This is a genomic window from Herbaspirillum sp. ST 5-3 (genome assembly GCF_004804275.1).
In the GTDB taxonomy this organism is placed as follows: Bacteria; Pseudomonadota; Gammaproteobacteria; order Burkholderiales; family Burkholderiaceae_D; genus Noviherbaspirillum.
On the sequence record NZ_STGI01000012.1, the window covers coordinates 1 to 15,780 of the forward strand.

At 61.0% G+C, this 15,780-nt stretch carries 18 protein-coding genes; 11 read left to right on the top strand and 7 right to left on the bottom strand.

What is annotated here, in order from left to right:
- Both E6W33_RS20100 and E6W33_RS20105 read left to right on the top strand, forming a co-directional pair.
- Window positions 1–871: hypothetical protein (locus E6W33_RS20100; RefSeq protein ID WP_211097394.1), on the top strand; the 871-nt coding region annotated here is incomplete at its 5' end.
- 167 nt (window positions 872–1,038) lie between these two features.
- Window positions 1,039–1,692: a hypothetical protein gene (locus E6W33_RS20105; RefSeq protein WP_136419118.1), complete on the top strand. Its 654-nt coding sequence runs from the start codon at window positions 1,039–1,041 to the stop codon at window positions 1,690–1,692.
- 10 nt (window positions 1,693–1,702) lie between these two features.
- Here E6W33_RS20105 and glgX read toward each other — a convergent pair whose 3' ends face one another.
- Window positions 1,703–3,817: a glycogen debranching protein GlgX gene (glgX, locus tag E6W33_RS20110; RefSeq protein WP_136419119.1), complete on the bottom strand. Its 2,115-nt coding sequence runs from the start codon at window positions 3,815–3,817 to the stop codon at window positions 1,703–1,705.
- A 172-nt stretch (window positions 3,818–3,989) separates the two neighbouring features.
- Complete coding sequence (locus tag E6W33_RS20115; protein ID WP_136419120.1) at window positions 3,990–4,625, bottom strand: 1-acyl-sn-glycerol-3-phosphate acyltransferase; 636 nt, start codon at window positions 4,623–4,625, stop codon at window positions 3,990–3,992.
- Between the two features lie 145 nt (window positions 4,626–4,770).
- Here E6W33_RS20115 and E6W33_RS20120 point away from each other — a divergent pair, with 145 nt between their 5' ends.
- Window positions 4,771–5,061 carry a hypothetical protein gene (locus E6W33_RS20120; RefSeq protein WP_136419121.1) on the top strand — a complete coding sequence of 97 codons (291 nt, stop codon included), beginning with the start codon at window positions 4,771–4,773 and terminating at the stop codon, window positions 5,059–5,061.
- A 2-nt stretch (window positions 5,062–5,063) separates the two neighbouring features.
- Here the strand turns inward: E6W33_RS20120 and E6W33_RS20125 are convergent, their stop codons facing one another.
- A complete protein-coding gene (locus E6W33_RS20125) occupies window positions 5,064–6,011 on the bottom strand; it encodes a pyridoxamine 5'-phosphate oxidase family protein (protein WP_136419122.1) in 948 nt (315 codons plus the stop codon).
- An 8-nt stretch (window positions 6,012–6,019) separates the two neighbouring features.
- Window positions 6,020–6,655, bottom strand: a complete 636-nt coding sequence (locus E6W33_RS20130) for a glutathione S-transferase (protein ID WP_136419123.1) — start codon at window positions 6,653–6,655, stop codon at window positions 6,020–6,022.
- Window positions 6,656–6,778: 123 nt separating this feature from the next.
- Here E6W33_RS20130 and E6W33_RS20135 point away from each other — a divergent pair, with 123 nt between their 5' ends.
- The 5 genes from E6W33_RS20135 (at window position 6,779) to E6W33_RS27885 (ending at window position 10,971) form a co-directional block, all read left to right on the top strand.
- Window positions 6,779–7,681 carry a LysR family transcriptional regulator gene (locus E6W33_RS20135; protein ID WP_136419124.1) on the top strand — a complete coding sequence of 301 codons (903 nt, stop codon included), beginning with the start codon at window positions 6,779–6,781 and terminating at the stop codon, window positions 7,679–7,681.
- A gap of 70 nt (window positions 7,682–7,751) precedes the next feature.
- The gene (locus E6W33_RS20140; RefSeq protein WP_136419125.1) at window positions 7,752–9,044 is read left to right on the top strand and encodes an HD-GYP domain-containing protein; all 1,293 of its coding nucleotides are present in this window, start codon (window positions 7,752–7,754) and stop codon (window positions 9,042–9,044) included.
- Between the two features lie 96 nt (window positions 9,045–9,140).
- Window positions 9,141–9,425 (top strand): hypothetical protein, encoded by a 285-nt coding sequence (locus E6W33_RS20145; RefSeq protein WP_136419126.1) that lies wholly within the window; start codon window positions 9,141–9,143, stop codon window positions 9,423–9,425.
- Between the two features lie 315 nt (window positions 9,426–9,740).
- Entirely contained in the window at window positions 9,741–10,748 is a 1,008-nt protein-coding gene (locus E6W33_RS20150; protein ID WP_211097395.1) for a pyridoxal-phosphate dependent enzyme, read from the top strand.
- Between the two features lie 94 nt (window positions 10,749–10,842).
- Window positions 10,843–10,971: a hypothetical protein gene (locus E6W33_RS27885; protein WP_282183707.1), complete on the top strand. Its 129-nt coding sequence runs from the start codon at window positions 10,843–10,845 to the stop codon at window positions 10,969–10,971.
- Here E6W33_RS27885 and E6W33_RS20155 read toward each other — a convergent pair.
- On the bottom strand, window positions 10,960–11,490 hold the full coding sequence (locus tag E6W33_RS20155; RefSeq protein ID WP_136419127.1) for a hypothetical protein: 531 nt from the start codon (window positions 11,488–11,490) through the stop codon (window positions 10,960–10,962). The two genes, E6W33_RS27885 and E6W33_RS20155, sit on opposite strands and share 12 nt — an antisense overlap.
- Before the next feature lie 10 nt (window positions 11,491–11,500).
- On the bottom strand, window positions 11,501–11,764 hold the full coding sequence (locus E6W33_RS20160) for a hypothetical protein (protein ID WP_136419128.1): 264 nt from the start codon (window positions 11,762–11,764) through the stop codon (window positions 11,501–11,503).
- A 48-nt stretch (window positions 11,765–11,812) separates the two neighbouring features.
- Between E6W33_RS20160 and E6W33_RS20165 the strand changes: the two genes are divergently transcribed.
- Complete coding sequence (locus E6W33_RS20165) at window positions 11,813–12,379, top strand: NnrU family protein (RefSeq protein ID WP_136419129.1); 567 nt, start codon at window positions 11,813–11,815, stop codon at window positions 12,377–12,379.
- Window positions 12,380–12,423: 44 nt separating this feature from the next.
- Here the strand turns inward: E6W33_RS20165 and E6W33_RS20170 are convergent, their stop codons facing one another.
- Window positions 12,424–13,140 carry a FadR/GntR family transcriptional regulator gene (locus E6W33_RS20170; protein WP_136419130.1) on the bottom strand — a complete coding sequence of 239 codons (717 nt, stop codon included), beginning with the start codon at window positions 13,138–13,140 and terminating at the stop codon, window positions 12,424–12,426.
- Window positions 13,141–13,432: 292 nt separating this feature from the next.
- Between E6W33_RS20170 and E6W33_RS20175 the strand changes: the two genes are divergently transcribed.
- Window positions 13,433–15,091 (top strand): L-lactate permease, encoded by a 1,659-nt coding sequence (locus tag E6W33_RS20175; RefSeq protein ID WP_136419131.1) that lies wholly within the window; start codon window positions 13,433–13,435, stop codon window positions 15,089–15,091.
- A gap of 168 nt (window positions 15,092–15,259) precedes the next feature.
- On the top strand, window positions 15,260–15,652 hold the full coding sequence (locus E6W33_RS20180) for a DUF2946 domain-containing protein (RefSeq protein ID WP_136419132.1): 393 nt from the start codon (window positions 15,260–15,262) through the stop codon (window positions 15,650–15,652).
- Window positions 15,653–15,780 lie beyond the last annotated feature (128 nt).

Sequence of the window (15,780 nt, forward strand, 5' to 3'; positions counted from 1 at the left end):
CTTGCTCATCTTCATCACCTCCGATTGCCGTCACCGGCAATTCGGATGCGACTTTCAATTTACGGACAAGTTCTTAGCCAGAGTAAAAACTATGTTAGAGAATTCGCAAAAATTTTTTATAGCCTTTGTCGCTACGTTCATTTTTTCCGCCACCCCGAACGTTCACGCCGAAAAAATCTACAGCCAGAAAGAGCGCCAAGCGGAAGAGGCACGAATTCAAAAAGATATCGAGAAGAACCTGGATTGGCGAAACCGGACGCCGGATACATCAGACGAGTTGCCAGATGCAGATCGTTGGCTATATGGCCGCTCGAACGAATCCATTCTGTTGCGGCAATCAACGGGGGAGCGGTTCGGCATATTTGAATCTTTCGATGACAAGAACAATACAAAAATATTTGAGATTCGTATGCATAAGAAAAGCAAGCTTACGGGTCGATTCCGTCCATTTCAAGGCAACTGCGAAGGCGAATCGATTTCGGCTGAATTAGTCGCGGCACCTTTCGTGTTGTACCAGGAAATGTGCGCCGTCGCAGATGGATCAACAGAGCATTCACTCTATTTGTATGATTATGCGAGTCGTGGCTTGTACTGGATATACAGCGCGACTCTTAGCGACTATGAAAAGCCAAAGGTCACCTACAAAGACGGGGCGTACAGGCTTCGTTGGAAATTCAGGCTGATTGGAAACAAGGAGCAAACAGTAATCACTCGGAATTTCCAGATTTCTAAAGTCGGAAATGGGAACTGGGCAGTTAAGGACCTCCCCCCAATTAACGAAGAGATTGATGGCGTTACACCAGTAGAAAAACTGCCTCTTAAAACTGAATACGATTTGCCGGCATTCGTCGCGGACTGGGGAAAGCGTTGACGATGGATCGGCTCCCGCGGTCAGGCCTTGTAATCACTCAAATGTTGGAATGCAATATCTGCCTCAACTTGACGATACACAAATTTCTTGTGACCTGTCTTGGGATTTTTGGACCACAAGAAATTTGAGAAGATGGCGCCCAAACGAAAAGAGCTCATACCCGAGATATGCACCTCATATTTATCGAAGGAATCCCAGGCTCGGGAAAGAGCACATTAGCAGAGAAGATCTGTGCCGCGGCTGCTCGGGTAGGATATGACGCCAAATGGTATTTAGAGGAGTCAAAAAATCACCCGGTACATCCGGCAACCTGGCGCATATTGAAATCTCAGCCGAGCTTTGCCGAAGAGTGCCTGCGGTCCTGGTCAAACTTTGTCGAGCAGTACCAGAAGCGGAACATCTTGCATATTCTGGAAGGCAGCGCCTTCCAGTCGACCGTCCGCTTTATGATGGAGCATAAGCAAGCTGGCATTGAGGATTATTATCGACGCTTTGAGGACATAATTCGCCCGCTGAGCCCTCGCATGGTCTACTTGCGACCACGGGACGCGGCGCAATACGCAGCTTATGTTTCCAGATTTCGAGGCGCGGCTTGGACAGCGAAGGTAGGCGAATATCTGGAGCGCACGCATTACTCTGTTTCGCGCGGATTAAGCGGTGCCCATGGGATGCATCAGTTTTGGGCCGAGTACACAGCACTTTGCGATGATTTGATAGCAAAGACATCAATGCCGGCAAAGACGATCAAGGTGGTTCCCGATGAATGGGACAGGCATCTCACTGAAGCAATCAACTTCCTTGGTTTGAGAGAGGCGAACTGAGGATACATACTTAATCCCCCTTCACTCCTCCCGGCACCCGATTCGCAAACAACACCGCACTGTGCCCCTGCACCTCAACGGCAGGCTCCTCGACAACACGCATCTCGGCGCCCGGTACCGCACTATCAATCAGCAAATACCATCTCACCTGCCCCGGCGGAAAACTGAATCGAATCGGTTCAGGCCCGCCGTTGATGAACATCAGCACTAGCTCCAGCTCTCCATCGACGGCGACGCCTGCCCGCCGCACCGACAGCGCCCACGCTTCGGAGTTCTGCCATGCCTCTTCCGACAGGCCATTGCCCTGTTCGTCGAACCAGGCGATGTCCGGTACGCCGGGCGCGACTTCCTGGCCGTGCAGGAAGCGTCGTGATTGCAGCAAGGCGAAGCTGTGGCGTAGCGCCGCCAGCCGGCCCACGTAGTCGATCAGCGATTGCCCTTCCGGCGTGTGCGCCGCCTTCCAGTCCACCCATGAAATTTCATTGTCCTGGCAATAGGCATTGTTGTTGCCGCCTTGTGTGCGGCCGAATTCGTCACCAGCGAGAAGCATCGGCGTGCCTTGCGCGAACAGGAGGGTGGCCAGCATGGCGCGCTTCACCTTTTCGCGCAGATCCCGGACTGCGGGATCGTCGCTCGCGCCTTCCGTGCCCCAGTTCGCGCTGTGGTTTTCGCTATGCCCGTCGTTGTTGTCTTCGCCGTTGGCTTCGTTGTGCTTCTGCGCATAGCTGACCAGATCCTGCAGCGTGAAGCCGTCATGCGAGGTCACGAAGTTGATGGATGCCCAGGGCTTGCGATGGCGCCGGTCGAACATGTCGGCCGAACCGCTGAGGCGCTTGGCGAGTTCGGGCCGCTGTCCGGCGTCGCCGCGCCAGAACTGCCGGACGCAGTCGCGGAACTTGTCGTTCCATTCGGCGAAGCGCGGCGGGTGGTTGCCGAGCTGGTAGCCGCCGAGGCCGACGTCCCAAGGCTCGGAAATCAGCTTCAGGCGCGATAGCACGGGGTCTTGCAGAATCGCGTCGAAGAACCCGGCGCCCGGATCGAAGCCGGTGCCTTCGCGCCCGAGCGTCGCGCCGAGGTCGAAGCGAAAACCATCGATATGAAACGAGTCGGCCCAGTAGCGCAGGGAGTCGAGCACCATCTGCAGCACGCGCGGATGCGAGATGTTGAGCGTGTTGCCGCAGCCGGTTTCGTCGATGTAGTAGCGTTCGTTGCCGGGCACGAGGCGGAAATAGCTGCCGTTGTCGAGGCCGCGAAAGCAGATGGTCGGCCCCAGTTCGCTGCCGCTGGCGGTATGGTTGTAGACCACGTCGAGAATCACTTCGATGCCCGCCGCGTGCAGGCGGCGGATCGCGAAGCGCATGTCGTGCAGTCCGCCGGTGGACAGGTAGCTCGGTTCCGGCGCAAAGAAGGACAGCGGACTGTAGCCCCAGTAATTGCGCAACCCGCGTCCCAGCAGGAAATGATCCTGCAGGAAGGCCTGCACCGGCATCAGTTCGACGGTGGTCACGCCGAGCTTGTGCAGATGATCGATGAAGCGCGGATTGGCCAACGCGGTGAAGGTGCCGCGCAGATCGGCACGCAAGTCCTCGCGCAGCATCGAGATGCCGCGCACGTGCGCTTCATAAATCACAGTCTTTGACCATGGAACGACTGGCCGCCGGTCGTCGCCCCAATTGAATGCGTCTTCGACCACGACCGCTTTCGGCATCGCCGCCGCGCTGTCGCGCCGGTCGAAACTGAGGTCGGCGCGCGACGAGCCGATGCGGTAGCCGAACAGCGCGTCGGTCCAGCGCAGCGGGCCGGATAGTTGCCGCGCGTACGGATCGAGCAGCAGCTTGTGATGATTGAAGCGGTAACCGCGCTGCGGCTCGTACGGCCCGTGGGCGCGATAGCCGTAGAGCAGACCGGGGTTGGCTTCGGGCAGGTAGCCGTGCCAGACTTCGTCGGTGCATTCGGGCAGAGGCAACCGCGCCAGTTCCTTGCGGCCGGCTGCGTCGAACACGCACAGCTCGATCTTCTCCGCACTCGCCGAAAACACGGCGAAGTTGACGCCCGAGCCGTCATAGCTTGCGCCAAGCGGATAGGGCAGGCCCGGCATCAGCCGGCCCGGAATTTCAAAGAACATGCATCAGGTCTCCCGGCGCTTGCGATTGCTGTCTGGACAAACTTCGAGCTGCCAGGTAATGCTATCGTTCCCGCGCGAACGGGATTCGGGGAAATATCAATGGTCCTGACAGAATGGTTCCGAACGGCGGCCGGCAGGACTACCCTGCGGCTTCATGCCAGGCCTTCTGGTCCTATTGGCGCCGGCCCTTGCGCGGGTCGGGCTGGCCGAACTTGATGGGCGATGCGTATTCAGGTCGCAAGCCGCGCACGCTGCTGTACACATCGCGGATGCGTGCGAGATCGGACTCCAGATCGCCGGTCAGCGTGATGTAGTCCACCAGGCGCACTTCCTTCTTCTGATAGTCGATGCAGGCGATGCCGAGCGGCACGCCGGCGCTCAGCGCGATGTGATAAAAACCGCTGCGCCAGGTATCGCGATATTTGCGCGTGCCTTCCGGTGCCAGCGCGAGCCAGTAATGGTCGGCCTGCTTGATGCGCACCGCCAGCCGCTCGATAGCGCCGGTGGAAGCGCCGCGCTCGATCGGCTCGCCGCCCCATGCACGGAACAAGGGTCCGAGCAGCGCACCGCACGCGCCGCGAAACAGGGCCTCCTTGCCAAGCCAGCGGAACGGCACGCCGACACCCCATTTCGCAAACAGCCCGATGACAAAATCCCAGTTGGAGGTATGCGGATACACGATCACGACGCCGCGCGGCCCGGGCAGCGGCGCGAAATTCACGCGCCAGCCGAACAGGGCCAGTGCCCGGACCGCGAAGCGTTGCAAGGAGGAGGAGACGGAGCGGACAGTCAGATAATGTTCGGCCATGGTGTTCTCGTAGCAGCCGAAATATTATGCCTGTTTATGTGTGGAAATGTTTCTCCGGTCGCGCAAATCTGTTTCAATCAGTAATAAGACTGCAAGGCTCGAAACCCGGCCGCTAAGCTATTGCAAACTCCCCCGGAAAAAAGCGATGAAGAACGTTTGCAGATTGCTATGGCCGACCGTTGTGCTGTTCACCTTGCCGCTGGTCGCGCTGGCCGACTCATGGAAAGACGAAGGCGGACATGGCCGCGAATACAAGGAAAAGTATTGGGACGGCCATTGCATGGTGGAGCGCAAGTTCAAGAAGAACGGCGAGTACAAGGAAAAGCGCAAGTGCAAGGATGATGGCGAACCGGCGGTGATTTATGCGCCGGCGCCGCCACCCGTCGTGCTTGAGCCGGGTCTCACCATCCAGGGAACGGCGCGCATTCCGCGATAACATCACGCAAAGCTTGCCGTCGCTTGCAGATGCGGCGACGACTCGCGCAAGACCCAGCGCATGGGCAGCGCACCCTGCCTGAACACAAATCGCTCGGGAGAAAAACGCAGCATGCGCTTCGCGCCCGCGAAGCCTTCGACCTGCGGCCCTTCCCACACGACGTCGGCACGGCCGCTCAGATGCAGCAAATCTCCTTGCTCGAAATCGATGAACAACAAGCCCGCGCGCCCGTCGGCGAGCAGATTGCCGATGGTGTTGAAGAGGTTGTTGCCCTGAAAATCCGGCCACATCAATCCGCCTTGCGCATCGACCTGCACGAAGCCGGGCCGTCCGCCGCGATGCGATACATCGACTGCTTGCCCCGCCGCGCTCGCGATGAAGAAGGTATCGCATTGCCGGATCAAGGCCCTTGCCGCATTGGGCAGAGTAGCGCCGCCCGCCGTCAACGACGTCGCTCGTTCCTCGGTTAATGGCAGCCGCTCGCGCGTCTGGATGTATTTCGCGCAATTGCCGAAACTCTGCTGTACGCCGAGTGTGAAACCCTGTGCATCCGTGTTGCTGACCACGCCGTTGACGCGATTGCGACGGCGCGTCTCGAACTGCAGGCCGAGGCCGCCGAGTGCATAGCCCGGCTGCATCGCTGCGGTCAGCGGATCGTCTTGCTGCAGGGATGCGGCTATGCGCAAGCTGACCGGGTCCGGCGACTGCATAAATCCCGGCTCGCCCCACAGCAGCGACGCCCACAGTCGACCGTCATCATCGCTGCCGCCGACGAAGAAGGTCGGCAGCAAGGGGAAGAAGTCGCGGTGCTGCTGCGGCATGTAATCGCGCAGCGCGACTCTGCCGACCTTTTCCATCTGGCTGCGCACGCCGACACGTTCCTGCGCGGCGATCTCGCCGGCGTGAAACGGCTGTCCAGTTTCGGAAGAAGGCAGACGATCGGCTTCCATGCGAGCTCCTATGCCGCTTTCGCGCCGGCGGGCGGCAATTCGATCATCGGCACGAAGCGCGGCAAGGCCTCGACGCGCGCGAGCCACGCGCGCAATGCCGGATAAGGCGTCAGCGAAATGTCGCCTTCCGGTGCGCGGGCGATATAGCTGTAGCAGGCGATGTCGGCGATGGTCGGCGTGTCGCCCAACAGAAAGCTGCGCGCCTGCAGTTCCGTGTCCATGATGGCGAACAGGCGCTGCGCGCGCTGTTGCGCGGCGTCGATGTCCACCGGCCTGCCGAAACGCTTGCCGACCCGCGCCAGGGCAGGGCCGAAGGCGATCTCGCCGGCGGCCACCGACAGCCAGCGCTGCAGCTGCGACGCGCCGAGCGCATCGCGCGGCATCCAGTGCTCGTCTCCGTAACGCAATGCAAGGTAGACCAGGATGGCGTTCGAGTCGGCCACCACGGTGCCGTTGTCGTCGATCACCGGCACCTGGCCGAAGGGATTGAGCTTGAGAAATTCCGCGCTCTTTTGCTGGCCGGCACGCAGGTCAATATCGACTGCATCAAAGGGCAGGCCGAGCAGGGAGAGAAAAAGTTCGGCGCGGTGTGCATGACCGGAGACGATGCTGCGGTAGAGCTTGATGGGCGATGGTGGCTGCATGTCGGTTCTCCTTCTTGATTGGGGAAGTTCGATTCTGCGTCAGCCGCATTGCTGAATAAATAGCAATAAACAAAGCAAATTACTTCATAATCCGGAGTAATCAAATCGCATGGAGTCTGGCCCATGGACAAGTTGCGCAGCATTCAAACCTTTGTCGAAATCGCCGAGCGCGGCAGTCTGACTGCCGCCGCCGACGCGCTCGATACGTCGCTGCCCACGGTGGTGCGCAAGCTCGCCGAACTGGAAAGCAATCTCGGCGTGCGCCTGTTCAACCGCACCACGCGGCGCATTCATCTGACTGATGAAGGGCATCGCTACCTGACGATCTGCAAGACTGCGCTCGCACAACTGGAGGAGGCGGAAGAAGCGCTGTTTGAAGCCAAGGCCAGGCCGTCCGGCAAGCTGGTGGTCACCGCGCCGGTGCTGTTCGGCCGCCTGCATGTGGCGCCGCTGGTGATGCGCTTTTTGCGTATGCATCCCGAACTGAACGTCGACTTGCTGCTGCTCGATCGCAGCATCGACCTGATCGAGGAAGGCGTCGACATCGCGGTGCGCATCGGCCACTTGGCCGATTCCACCTTGCATGCGGTGCCGGCCGGCTTTCTGCACCGCGTGATCTGCGCCAGTCCCGCCTACCTGAAAGAACATGGCACGCCGAGGCATCCGTCGCAACTGACTGAACATGCGGCGATCCGCTTCACCGGTCGCAGCGTGCTGAGCGAATGGCAGTTCCGCGAGGATGGACATGACCTGAGCGTTCGCATCGCGCCGCGCATCACGACCAACTCGGTCGACGCCGCGCTGAATGCCTGCCGCGAGGGCATGGGTATCGGCGCCTTCCTGTCCTACATGGTGCAGGCGCCGGTCAGGGCAGGCGAGCTCAAGCCCATCCTGCGCAAGTTCGAAGCTGAACCGTTGCCAATCACGATGCTGTATCCGCACTCGAAGCTGATGTCGGCACGGGTGCGCGCCTTCATCGACTTCGCCGCGCCGCTGCTGCGCGCGCAGGATTTCAGGAAATTGTGAAACGAGCTATTGGTTAACTGTTGTGCAAGCCCGGGTGCTAGAATGTTTCCTTACGTTTTGGGCGTCAGACATGAACGTTACCGCCAAGTCTTATCAAATCATCATCGAGCAGCTGCGTGTCGGAATGTTCGTCATTCTCGACCTGAGTTGGCTGCAGCATGATTTTCCGCGCAACAGCTTCAAGATAAAAAACGAAGAGCAGCTGGCCAAGATCCGCGCGCTCGGACTCAAGCGTATCCGCATCGATCCACTGCGCAGCGACAGTGTGCCGGAACCGCTGGCGCCGGGCGAAACCATTTCCGCGGAGGATCGCGCGACCGAAGCCGTCGACCTGCCGGAAAGTCCGATGGCCAAGGCCAAGCGCGCGCGCATCGAACGCATCAACCAGCAGCGCGCGGCGGTGGTCGAATGCGAGTCGCAGTTCGTGCGCACCGCGGCCACGCTCAAGCACATCAACAACAATCTCTTCGCCCGGCCGCAGGAAGCCTATCAGCGCGCCAACGAACTGGTTGATCACCTGGTCGATTCCGTACTGACCGATCGCGATATCGCGATCCACCTGATGAAGGACAAGATCGGCGGCGAGGAAATGTACTTCCACTCGCTGAACGTATCGGTGCTGGCGATGATGCTCGCCAAGCAGATGAAGCTGCCGAAGGAAGCCGTGAAGGAACTTGGCTTCGGCAGCCTGTTCCACGATATCGGCAAGCTCGACATTCCCGATCGGGTGCTGCACAAGACCACGCCGCTGACGCGTGCCGAGCAGAATCTTTTCGAGCTGCACTGCGCCTATGGCGAGCCGATCGCGAAGAAACTCGGATTGTCGCGCGCGGCGACCGATATCATTCTCGAGCATCATGAATGCATGGACGGCAGCGGCTATCCGAACCGCCTCAAGGGCGACCATATCTCGCCGCTGGCGCGCATCGTGGCCGTGGTCAACACCTACGACAATCTGTGCAACCGCCCGAACCCCGCCGACTCGCTGTCGCCGTATGCCGCGCTGGCGCACATGTTCGCGCGGCAGCGCACCCAGCTCGACGGCGATCCGCTCGGCATCTTCATCCGTTGCCTCGGCGTGTACCCGCCGGGAACCATTGTGCGCCTGTCGGACGGCACGCCCGGCATGGTGGTGGCGGTCAACTCGGCCCGGCCGTTGCGTCCGTCCGTACTGATCTACGATCCGGAAGTGCCGAGCAGCGAAGCCATCATCCTCGACCTGGAACACGAGCCGGACATCAACATCAGCGAAAGCCTCAAGCCGATGCAGTTATCGCGCGAAGCGCATGCTTATTTGAATCCACGCAAGCGCATGAGCTATTACTTCAACCTGCCGAATTCGCGCCCGAAGGCACGCTCCTGAATTGGGCGGTGGAAATGCGCGGACCGTGCGCCGCGCAAATCGCTTCTTCCCTCTCTGCGCACAGTCCCTATACTGGATGTTTGCGGAGCGTGCGGAATGAACAAGTACGAAATCATGTCCCTGATGATGCGCGGCGAGAACCAGCGCCTCAACGCCGACCTCTACAGCATCGCCGCCTTGCTCGCCGAGCAACTGGCCAGGGTGAGCGACAAGCTGAGCGCACAGGAAGTCGATCGCTTCATCCAGATCGGCGGTGCCTTGTACCATGCCGGCGTAAATGAATTCGGCGCCGCCGTGCCGGTCGAGGATCTGTTTCCCGCCGAAGAAAACTGGCCCGAGGGGCCCTGCCCCGAACGCGGCGGCTTCCGCAATAGAAACTGAAAGGCATGAAGGCGATGTGCACGTGCGCTGCGCAGTCCTTGTCAAATGCGCAAAGTTTCGGCATCATCCTTGCATGACCTCTCTGCGCCATTCCATTCCAGCCCGTTCCCGTCACGCCGCCCGGCGTGCGAGCACGTGCGCGGATGTCGGTGGCCGTCATTCGCGCATCAGCGCTCCTCTCTCCCTCTCCATTATTCGAATTATCCAGGGTCGTTAAGCTGCGGCAATTGCCGGTGCTTGGCGTCCCTCAACGAGATCGCTGCGTTTGCGAACATTTGCGAACGCATCCCTTTTCGACATTCACTGGAGAATCCCATGTCCTATCCCATGCCGAGCCAGGCAGGCTCCTATCCGTCCCTGCGCGACATCGCAGCCACCGCCGGACGCTTGTCCGGCAAGATCCTGCGCACGCCTGTATGGCGCTGGCAAACCGGTGCCGCCGACGAACTGCTCGGCACCGACACGGAAGTCTGGCTCAAGCTGGAACTGTTCCAGGCGACCGGCAGCTTCAAGTTGCGCGGCGCGCTCAATGCGCTGTTGGCACTCGACGCGCCGGCCAGGCAGCGCGGCGTGGTCGCGGTCAGCGCTGGCAACCACGCGATCGCGGCGGCGTACAGCGCTCGCGCCTGCAACGTCGATGCGAAAGTCGTGATGCCCGAACATGCCAGTCCCGCGCGCATCGCCGCCTGCAAGGCGCTGGGCGCGCAGGTGATCCTGATGCCGGACGTGCATGCCGCCTTCAGCCACGGACGGCAAATCGAGATGGACGAAGGGCGCGCAATGATCCATCCCTTCGACGGCCCGATGATCGCGCAAGGCACGGCGACAGTCGGCATGGAATTGATGGAACAGGTCCCGCGGCTCGACGCGGTTGTCGTTCCAATGGGCGGAGGCGGACTGTGCGCAGGCATCGCTTCGGCGGTCAAGCAGACTGCGCCGCATTGCTCGGTGATCGGCGTCGAACCGATGGGCGCGGATGCGTTGTATCGCAGCTTTCGGTCAGGCCGGCCGGAGCGCCTGGAGCGCGTCGACACGGTGGCCGACAGCCTCGGCGCGCCGTATGCACTGGACTACAGCTTCCAGGTGTGTCAACGCTTCGTGGACGATGTGGTGCGCGTCAGCGACGATGAAATCTGCCGCGCCATGTTCTATCTGTACCGCGACATGAAGCTGGTGGCCGAACCGGCCGCCGCCACCGCGAGTGCGGCGCTGTTCGGCCCCTTGCGCGACAGACTGCGCGGCAAGCGCATCGGCGTTATCGTGTGCGGCTCGAATATCGACCCGGCACGCTTTGCCGAACTGGTCGAGCGCGGCGCAGGTTGAGGAGGTCGGGCAGCCTCATTGAGGGCGCGGTCCATTTGCTGGCCAACCGCGAACTGAAAGCGACCGTTTGTCGTCTCCGATGAGGCGCCCGAGAATGAGTGACGGCACAAACCTCCCCAATGCGGCACGCGTTCCGGTTGCCGTCCAGCTTGGCGTTTTCAACGCACCGTTACGCCTTGGCTGGAAAGACCTTGTCGACGCCCAGCTTCTCTCATTGCGCTGAAGCGGCGACCTCACTGGGAGCGTGGAATGTGCATCCCTGTGAAGCACCCACACCTTTCAAGAATGCACGACGAGCGGATCCGGCAGCGATCGCGGCGGCGACGTGTTGCGAATGCCGCTCAGCTCCAGTCAGTTTTCTGACCCACCCCCGGAATGGAACGACGCCTTCGGCGGTGCGCTGGAGTGCGCCGATCGCGGATTTCTTCACCACTTCCGTGCTGCGATCCGCGGCGCTCGGATTGCCGTCGTCCGACGGGGAATCGAGGTCGGCTCCAAGGACTGCATCGAGGTCGTGCACTTGCAACGAAATAGCTGCACAGCTGCGGTCCGCGGGCATGTCGTAGGGTTGCCTCTGGGCGGTCGTCAGTATCTCCGGGATGTCCGCGCGGACGATGTTCAGGTCGCTCAATGGAGTCGTTGCGGCATTGCCAATGCTTGATTGCGTCGACGTGGCACAGCCGCCAAGGAAGACAGCAAGAACAACAGCCAGCGCGGTACAAGTCAGTTTTGAATGATTCATGCTCGAATTTTCAGTGAATGTTGTGAATGTTATTGCGGACCGCCCGCGGAAGCGACACATGCTGACATGCAAAAGTTGCCAAAGCAATATCTGAATTATGGGAGATGCCTGCTGCCGCGCTGATGTCGCGCTTCTGTCGCCCGGATGAACGCGGATGCGCTACATGACGCTGGTGGCCGAACTGGTCGAGCGGCGCCGCTTGAGAAGGCCGAGCCTCATCATTGAGGCTGCGCAAACGGCAGCGCTGGACTTGGCGCAAAACAGGAACGATCATGCGACTTCATGACCAGACCTAGCCAACACCAATAACAAGGAGCGACCCATGGAAATCTTGATCGCAGGACTCGTATTGTTTCTCGGCATTCACTTGCTGCCCGCCTTGCCGGGCTTGCGCAATGCGCTGTTCAAGTCCCTTGGCGAGAAGAAGTACAAGGGCTTGTTCTCGCTCCTGTCCGCGATCGGCCTGGTGCTCATCGTGGTCGGCTACGGCCGCGCGCCGAGCGAGCCGAAGCTGTTCGATCCGTTTCCTGCCGCAATCAGGATCGCGCCGCTGGCGATGATCGTCAGCTTCATTCTGCTGGCCGCGGCCAATATGCGCACGCACATCCGCCGCGCGATCAAGCATCCGATGCTGATCGGTGTCGGCATCTGGTCGGCTGTCCATTTGCTGGCCAACGGTGAACTGAAAGCGACCGTGTTGTTCGGCGCGTTTCTGGCGTATGCGGTGGTCGATCTGATCTCCGCCATGGCGCGCCATGCGACCAAGGCCTTCACGCCGGTGGCGCGCCAGGATGTGATGGCGGTCGTATCCGGCGTGGTGCTGGCGCTGATTGTGATGGCGTTTCATCGCCAGTTGTTCGGCGTACTGGCAGTGCCCTGGGGAAGGTGAAGGGCGGCAGGAAAAGTTGGCAGCCTGCTACTGGCAGGACCAATTCAGCCCTTGCCCGTCACAGGCACCAGGCGGGTGCGAACGTAGTCGATATGGGCCTGCATGGCGGTTCGCGCCTCTTCGGGCCGGCGCGCGCAGATGGCGTCGCATACGCTGCGATGCTGCTGCAATAGCTGTTCCGGGACCGACACTTCCAGCTCGCGCAAGCCGGCGACGTTGAGCGTGATGTGTTCGCGCAGCATGCTCATGATGCTGCTGTGCAGGTGCAGGAACATGCTGTTGTGCGAAGCCAGCGCGATGGCGTCGTGCAGCATGGCGTCGATGCTGGATTCAGTCTCCTTGTCGTCGCTGTTGCGGGCGCACTCCAGCGCATGCATCAGACCGCTGATGCGTTCGATATCCTCGGCGCTGCCGCGCAAGGCGGCGAAGTAAGCGGTCGCTCCTTCCAGCACCCGACGGAATTCAAGCATGTCTTCCCGCACGGTCGGATGGTCGGTGATCAGTTGCCCCCACGGTGAAGCAATGCCGGTGCGCAGCTGGTCCGACACGAACACGCCGGCGCCCCGCCGGCTCCGTAGCAGGCCGCGGGCCGCCAGCCGCTGAATCGCTTCGCGCACGGTATTGCGCGACACCCCATAGCGTTCCGCCATTTCCCGTTCCGAGGGAAGTCGCGCGTTGGCCGGGAAGCTTCCATTCAGCATCGCCGTTTCCAAGCGGCGCATCACTTCCTCCACCCGACCACCCGCCTGCCTGCTGCCCATTGCTGTCTCCTGCGCCTGTCATATGCCGACTGGTCCGACCAATTTGCGCCGTCCGGCCGTCTGCTGGGATTATGCGGGCACAACAAGAAATACGCAAAGACACGCCTCGGCCCGCGCCCTGCGCCGAGGTTCCCAGGAGACGATTCACGGAACACCATCACCCCCGCCGCGCCTTGCCAATTGGCTGAGCCGCCGTACCGACGCGATCGGCGACAGCGCACATTCGCACAATTCCCTGGCAAGCACGCCGCACCGTACCGATTTACTGATTGATTTGTTGGAGGAGAGCATTATGGTTTGGCAACAGGTTTACGACCCATTCGGGAACATGGTCATATCGACCTTGCTGGCAGCGATACCGGTAGTAGTCATGCTGGTGTCGCTGGGTTTTCTGCATATCAAGGCGCATCTTGCCGCCGGCCTCGGCTTGCTGGCGGCGCTGATCGTCGCCGTGTTCGCTTACGGCATGCCGGCCGCGATGGCGGGCAAGGCGGCCATGCTCGGCGGCTTCACCGGCCTGCTGCCGATCGGCTGGATCGTGCTCAACATCATCTTCCTGCAGCAGCTGTCGGAACAGAACGGCAGCTTCAAGGTCCTGCAATCGTCGCTGTCGGGCATCACCGATGACCGCCGCCTGCAACTGCTGCTCATCGCATTTTGCTTCGGCGCGTTCTTCGAGGGCGCGGCCGGCTTCGGCACGCCGGTGGCCGTCACTGCCGGCATCCTGATCGGCCTGGGCTTCTCGCCGCTGGCCGCATCGGGCCTGAGCCTGATCGCCAACACTGCGCCGGTGGCATTCGGCGCGCTGGGCACGCCGGTCATCACGCTGGCCAAGGTGCACGGCTACGACCTGATGGACGTGACCGCGATGATCGGCCGCCAGCTGCCGTTCTTCTCGCTGCTGGTGCCGTTCTGGTTGATCTGGGCGTTCGCCGGGCGCAAGGCAATGATGGAGATCTGGCCGGCGCTCCTGGTCACCGGCCTGTCGTTCGCCATTCCGCAGTACCTGGTGTCCAACTTCATCGGCCCGGAACTGGTGGACATCATTGCGGCGATCGTGTCGATGGTGTCGCTGATCCTGTTCCTGCGCGTGTGGCAGCCGAAAAAGATCTGGCTCTCGCCCAACCTGAAAGGCCATGAACACGACGGCGGCCGCGTGCCTGAACCCCGGCCGGTGGAACATTACTCGCGCGCCGAACTGGTGCGCGCCTGGACACCCTGGGCGATTTTGACCGGCTTCGTATTCGTCTGGGGCCTGCCGCCGGTGAAGGTCTTCCTCGACAAGCTCTTCGTCGCCAAGTTTCCGATCGAGGGACTGCACAATCTGGTCATGAAGATGCCGCCGGTCGTGACGAAGGCGCATCCGGAGGCCGCGGTCTACGTGCTCAACCTGCTTTCCGCGACCGGCACCGGCATCCTGCTGGCAGCCATCGTCGGCGCGCTGGTCATGAAATACCGTCCGACGGAAATCGTGCACACCTTCTTCCGCACCTTCTGGCTGGTGCGCTATTCGCTGGTCACCATCGTGCTGATGCTGGCGCTGGGCACGCTGACGCGCTTCTCCGGCACCGACACCACGCTCGGCCTGGCGTTCGCCAACAGCGGCGTGCTGTATCCCTTCTTCGGTACGCTGATGGGATGGCTGGGCGTGAGCATGACCGGCTCTGACACCGCATCGAACGTGCTGTTTGGCGGCATGCAGCGCGTGGCGGCCGAGCAGCTCGGCCTGTCGCCCAACCTGATGGGCGCGGCCAATAGCTCCGGCGGCGTGATGGGCAAGATGATCGACGCGCAATCCATCGTCGTGGCATCGACCGCCACCCGCTGGTTCAACCATGAAGGCGACATCCTGCGCTATGTGTTCTTCCACTCGATCGCGCTGGCGGCGCTGGTCGGACTGTTCGTTACCTTGCAGGCCTATGTCTGGCCCTTTACCGCGATGGTCAAATAAGGAGAGCCGGTGCGGGAAAAACAGGCAGGCCCGGGCTAGCGGGGCATGCCTGTGGCGGGCAAGCATCACGAACCCCGCAAATTCGATCTATCTCATTGTTCAGAAAACGCGGCGCTGGCCATCATGTTGCTGATGGCCAGCGCCGAATGTTAATATGATGCAATGGGAATGAATCTTTTCACGCGCCGTCTTGCTGCCTGGATCGCATGTTTTGCGGTTCTGCTGGCTGCGCTTGCGCCGTCGATTTCCCATGCCGTCTCCGCAGCAAGAGATGGCAATGCGGGCTGGGGCGACATTTGTTCCCAGACCGGATTCAAGCCGGCGCAGGCAAACAATGCGCATGAGCATAGCTCGCCCGATCCTGCCAAGCCTGGCCTGCACTTCGAACACTGCCCGTTCTGCTACACGCATGCCGGCTCGGTCGGCCTTCCGCCCGTTGCCGGCTTTGCGCTGCCGCTGCTGATTGCCACTCAGGCAAAACCTTCCCTCTACTACCAGTCTCCGCGCCCGCTGTTCATCTGGGCCGCCGCGCAGTCGCGCGCTCCTCCTGCCATAGCCTGATTTTTGCCCTTGCCGATAGCACCGCGCATGCGGCGGCTATCGCTTGTTGCATCAGCTTGTCCGAGTCCACCGGCGTGCGCCCGCTCGCCGCGGAGTCCGGGTCACTGATGCGTGCGGACTGATCCAGT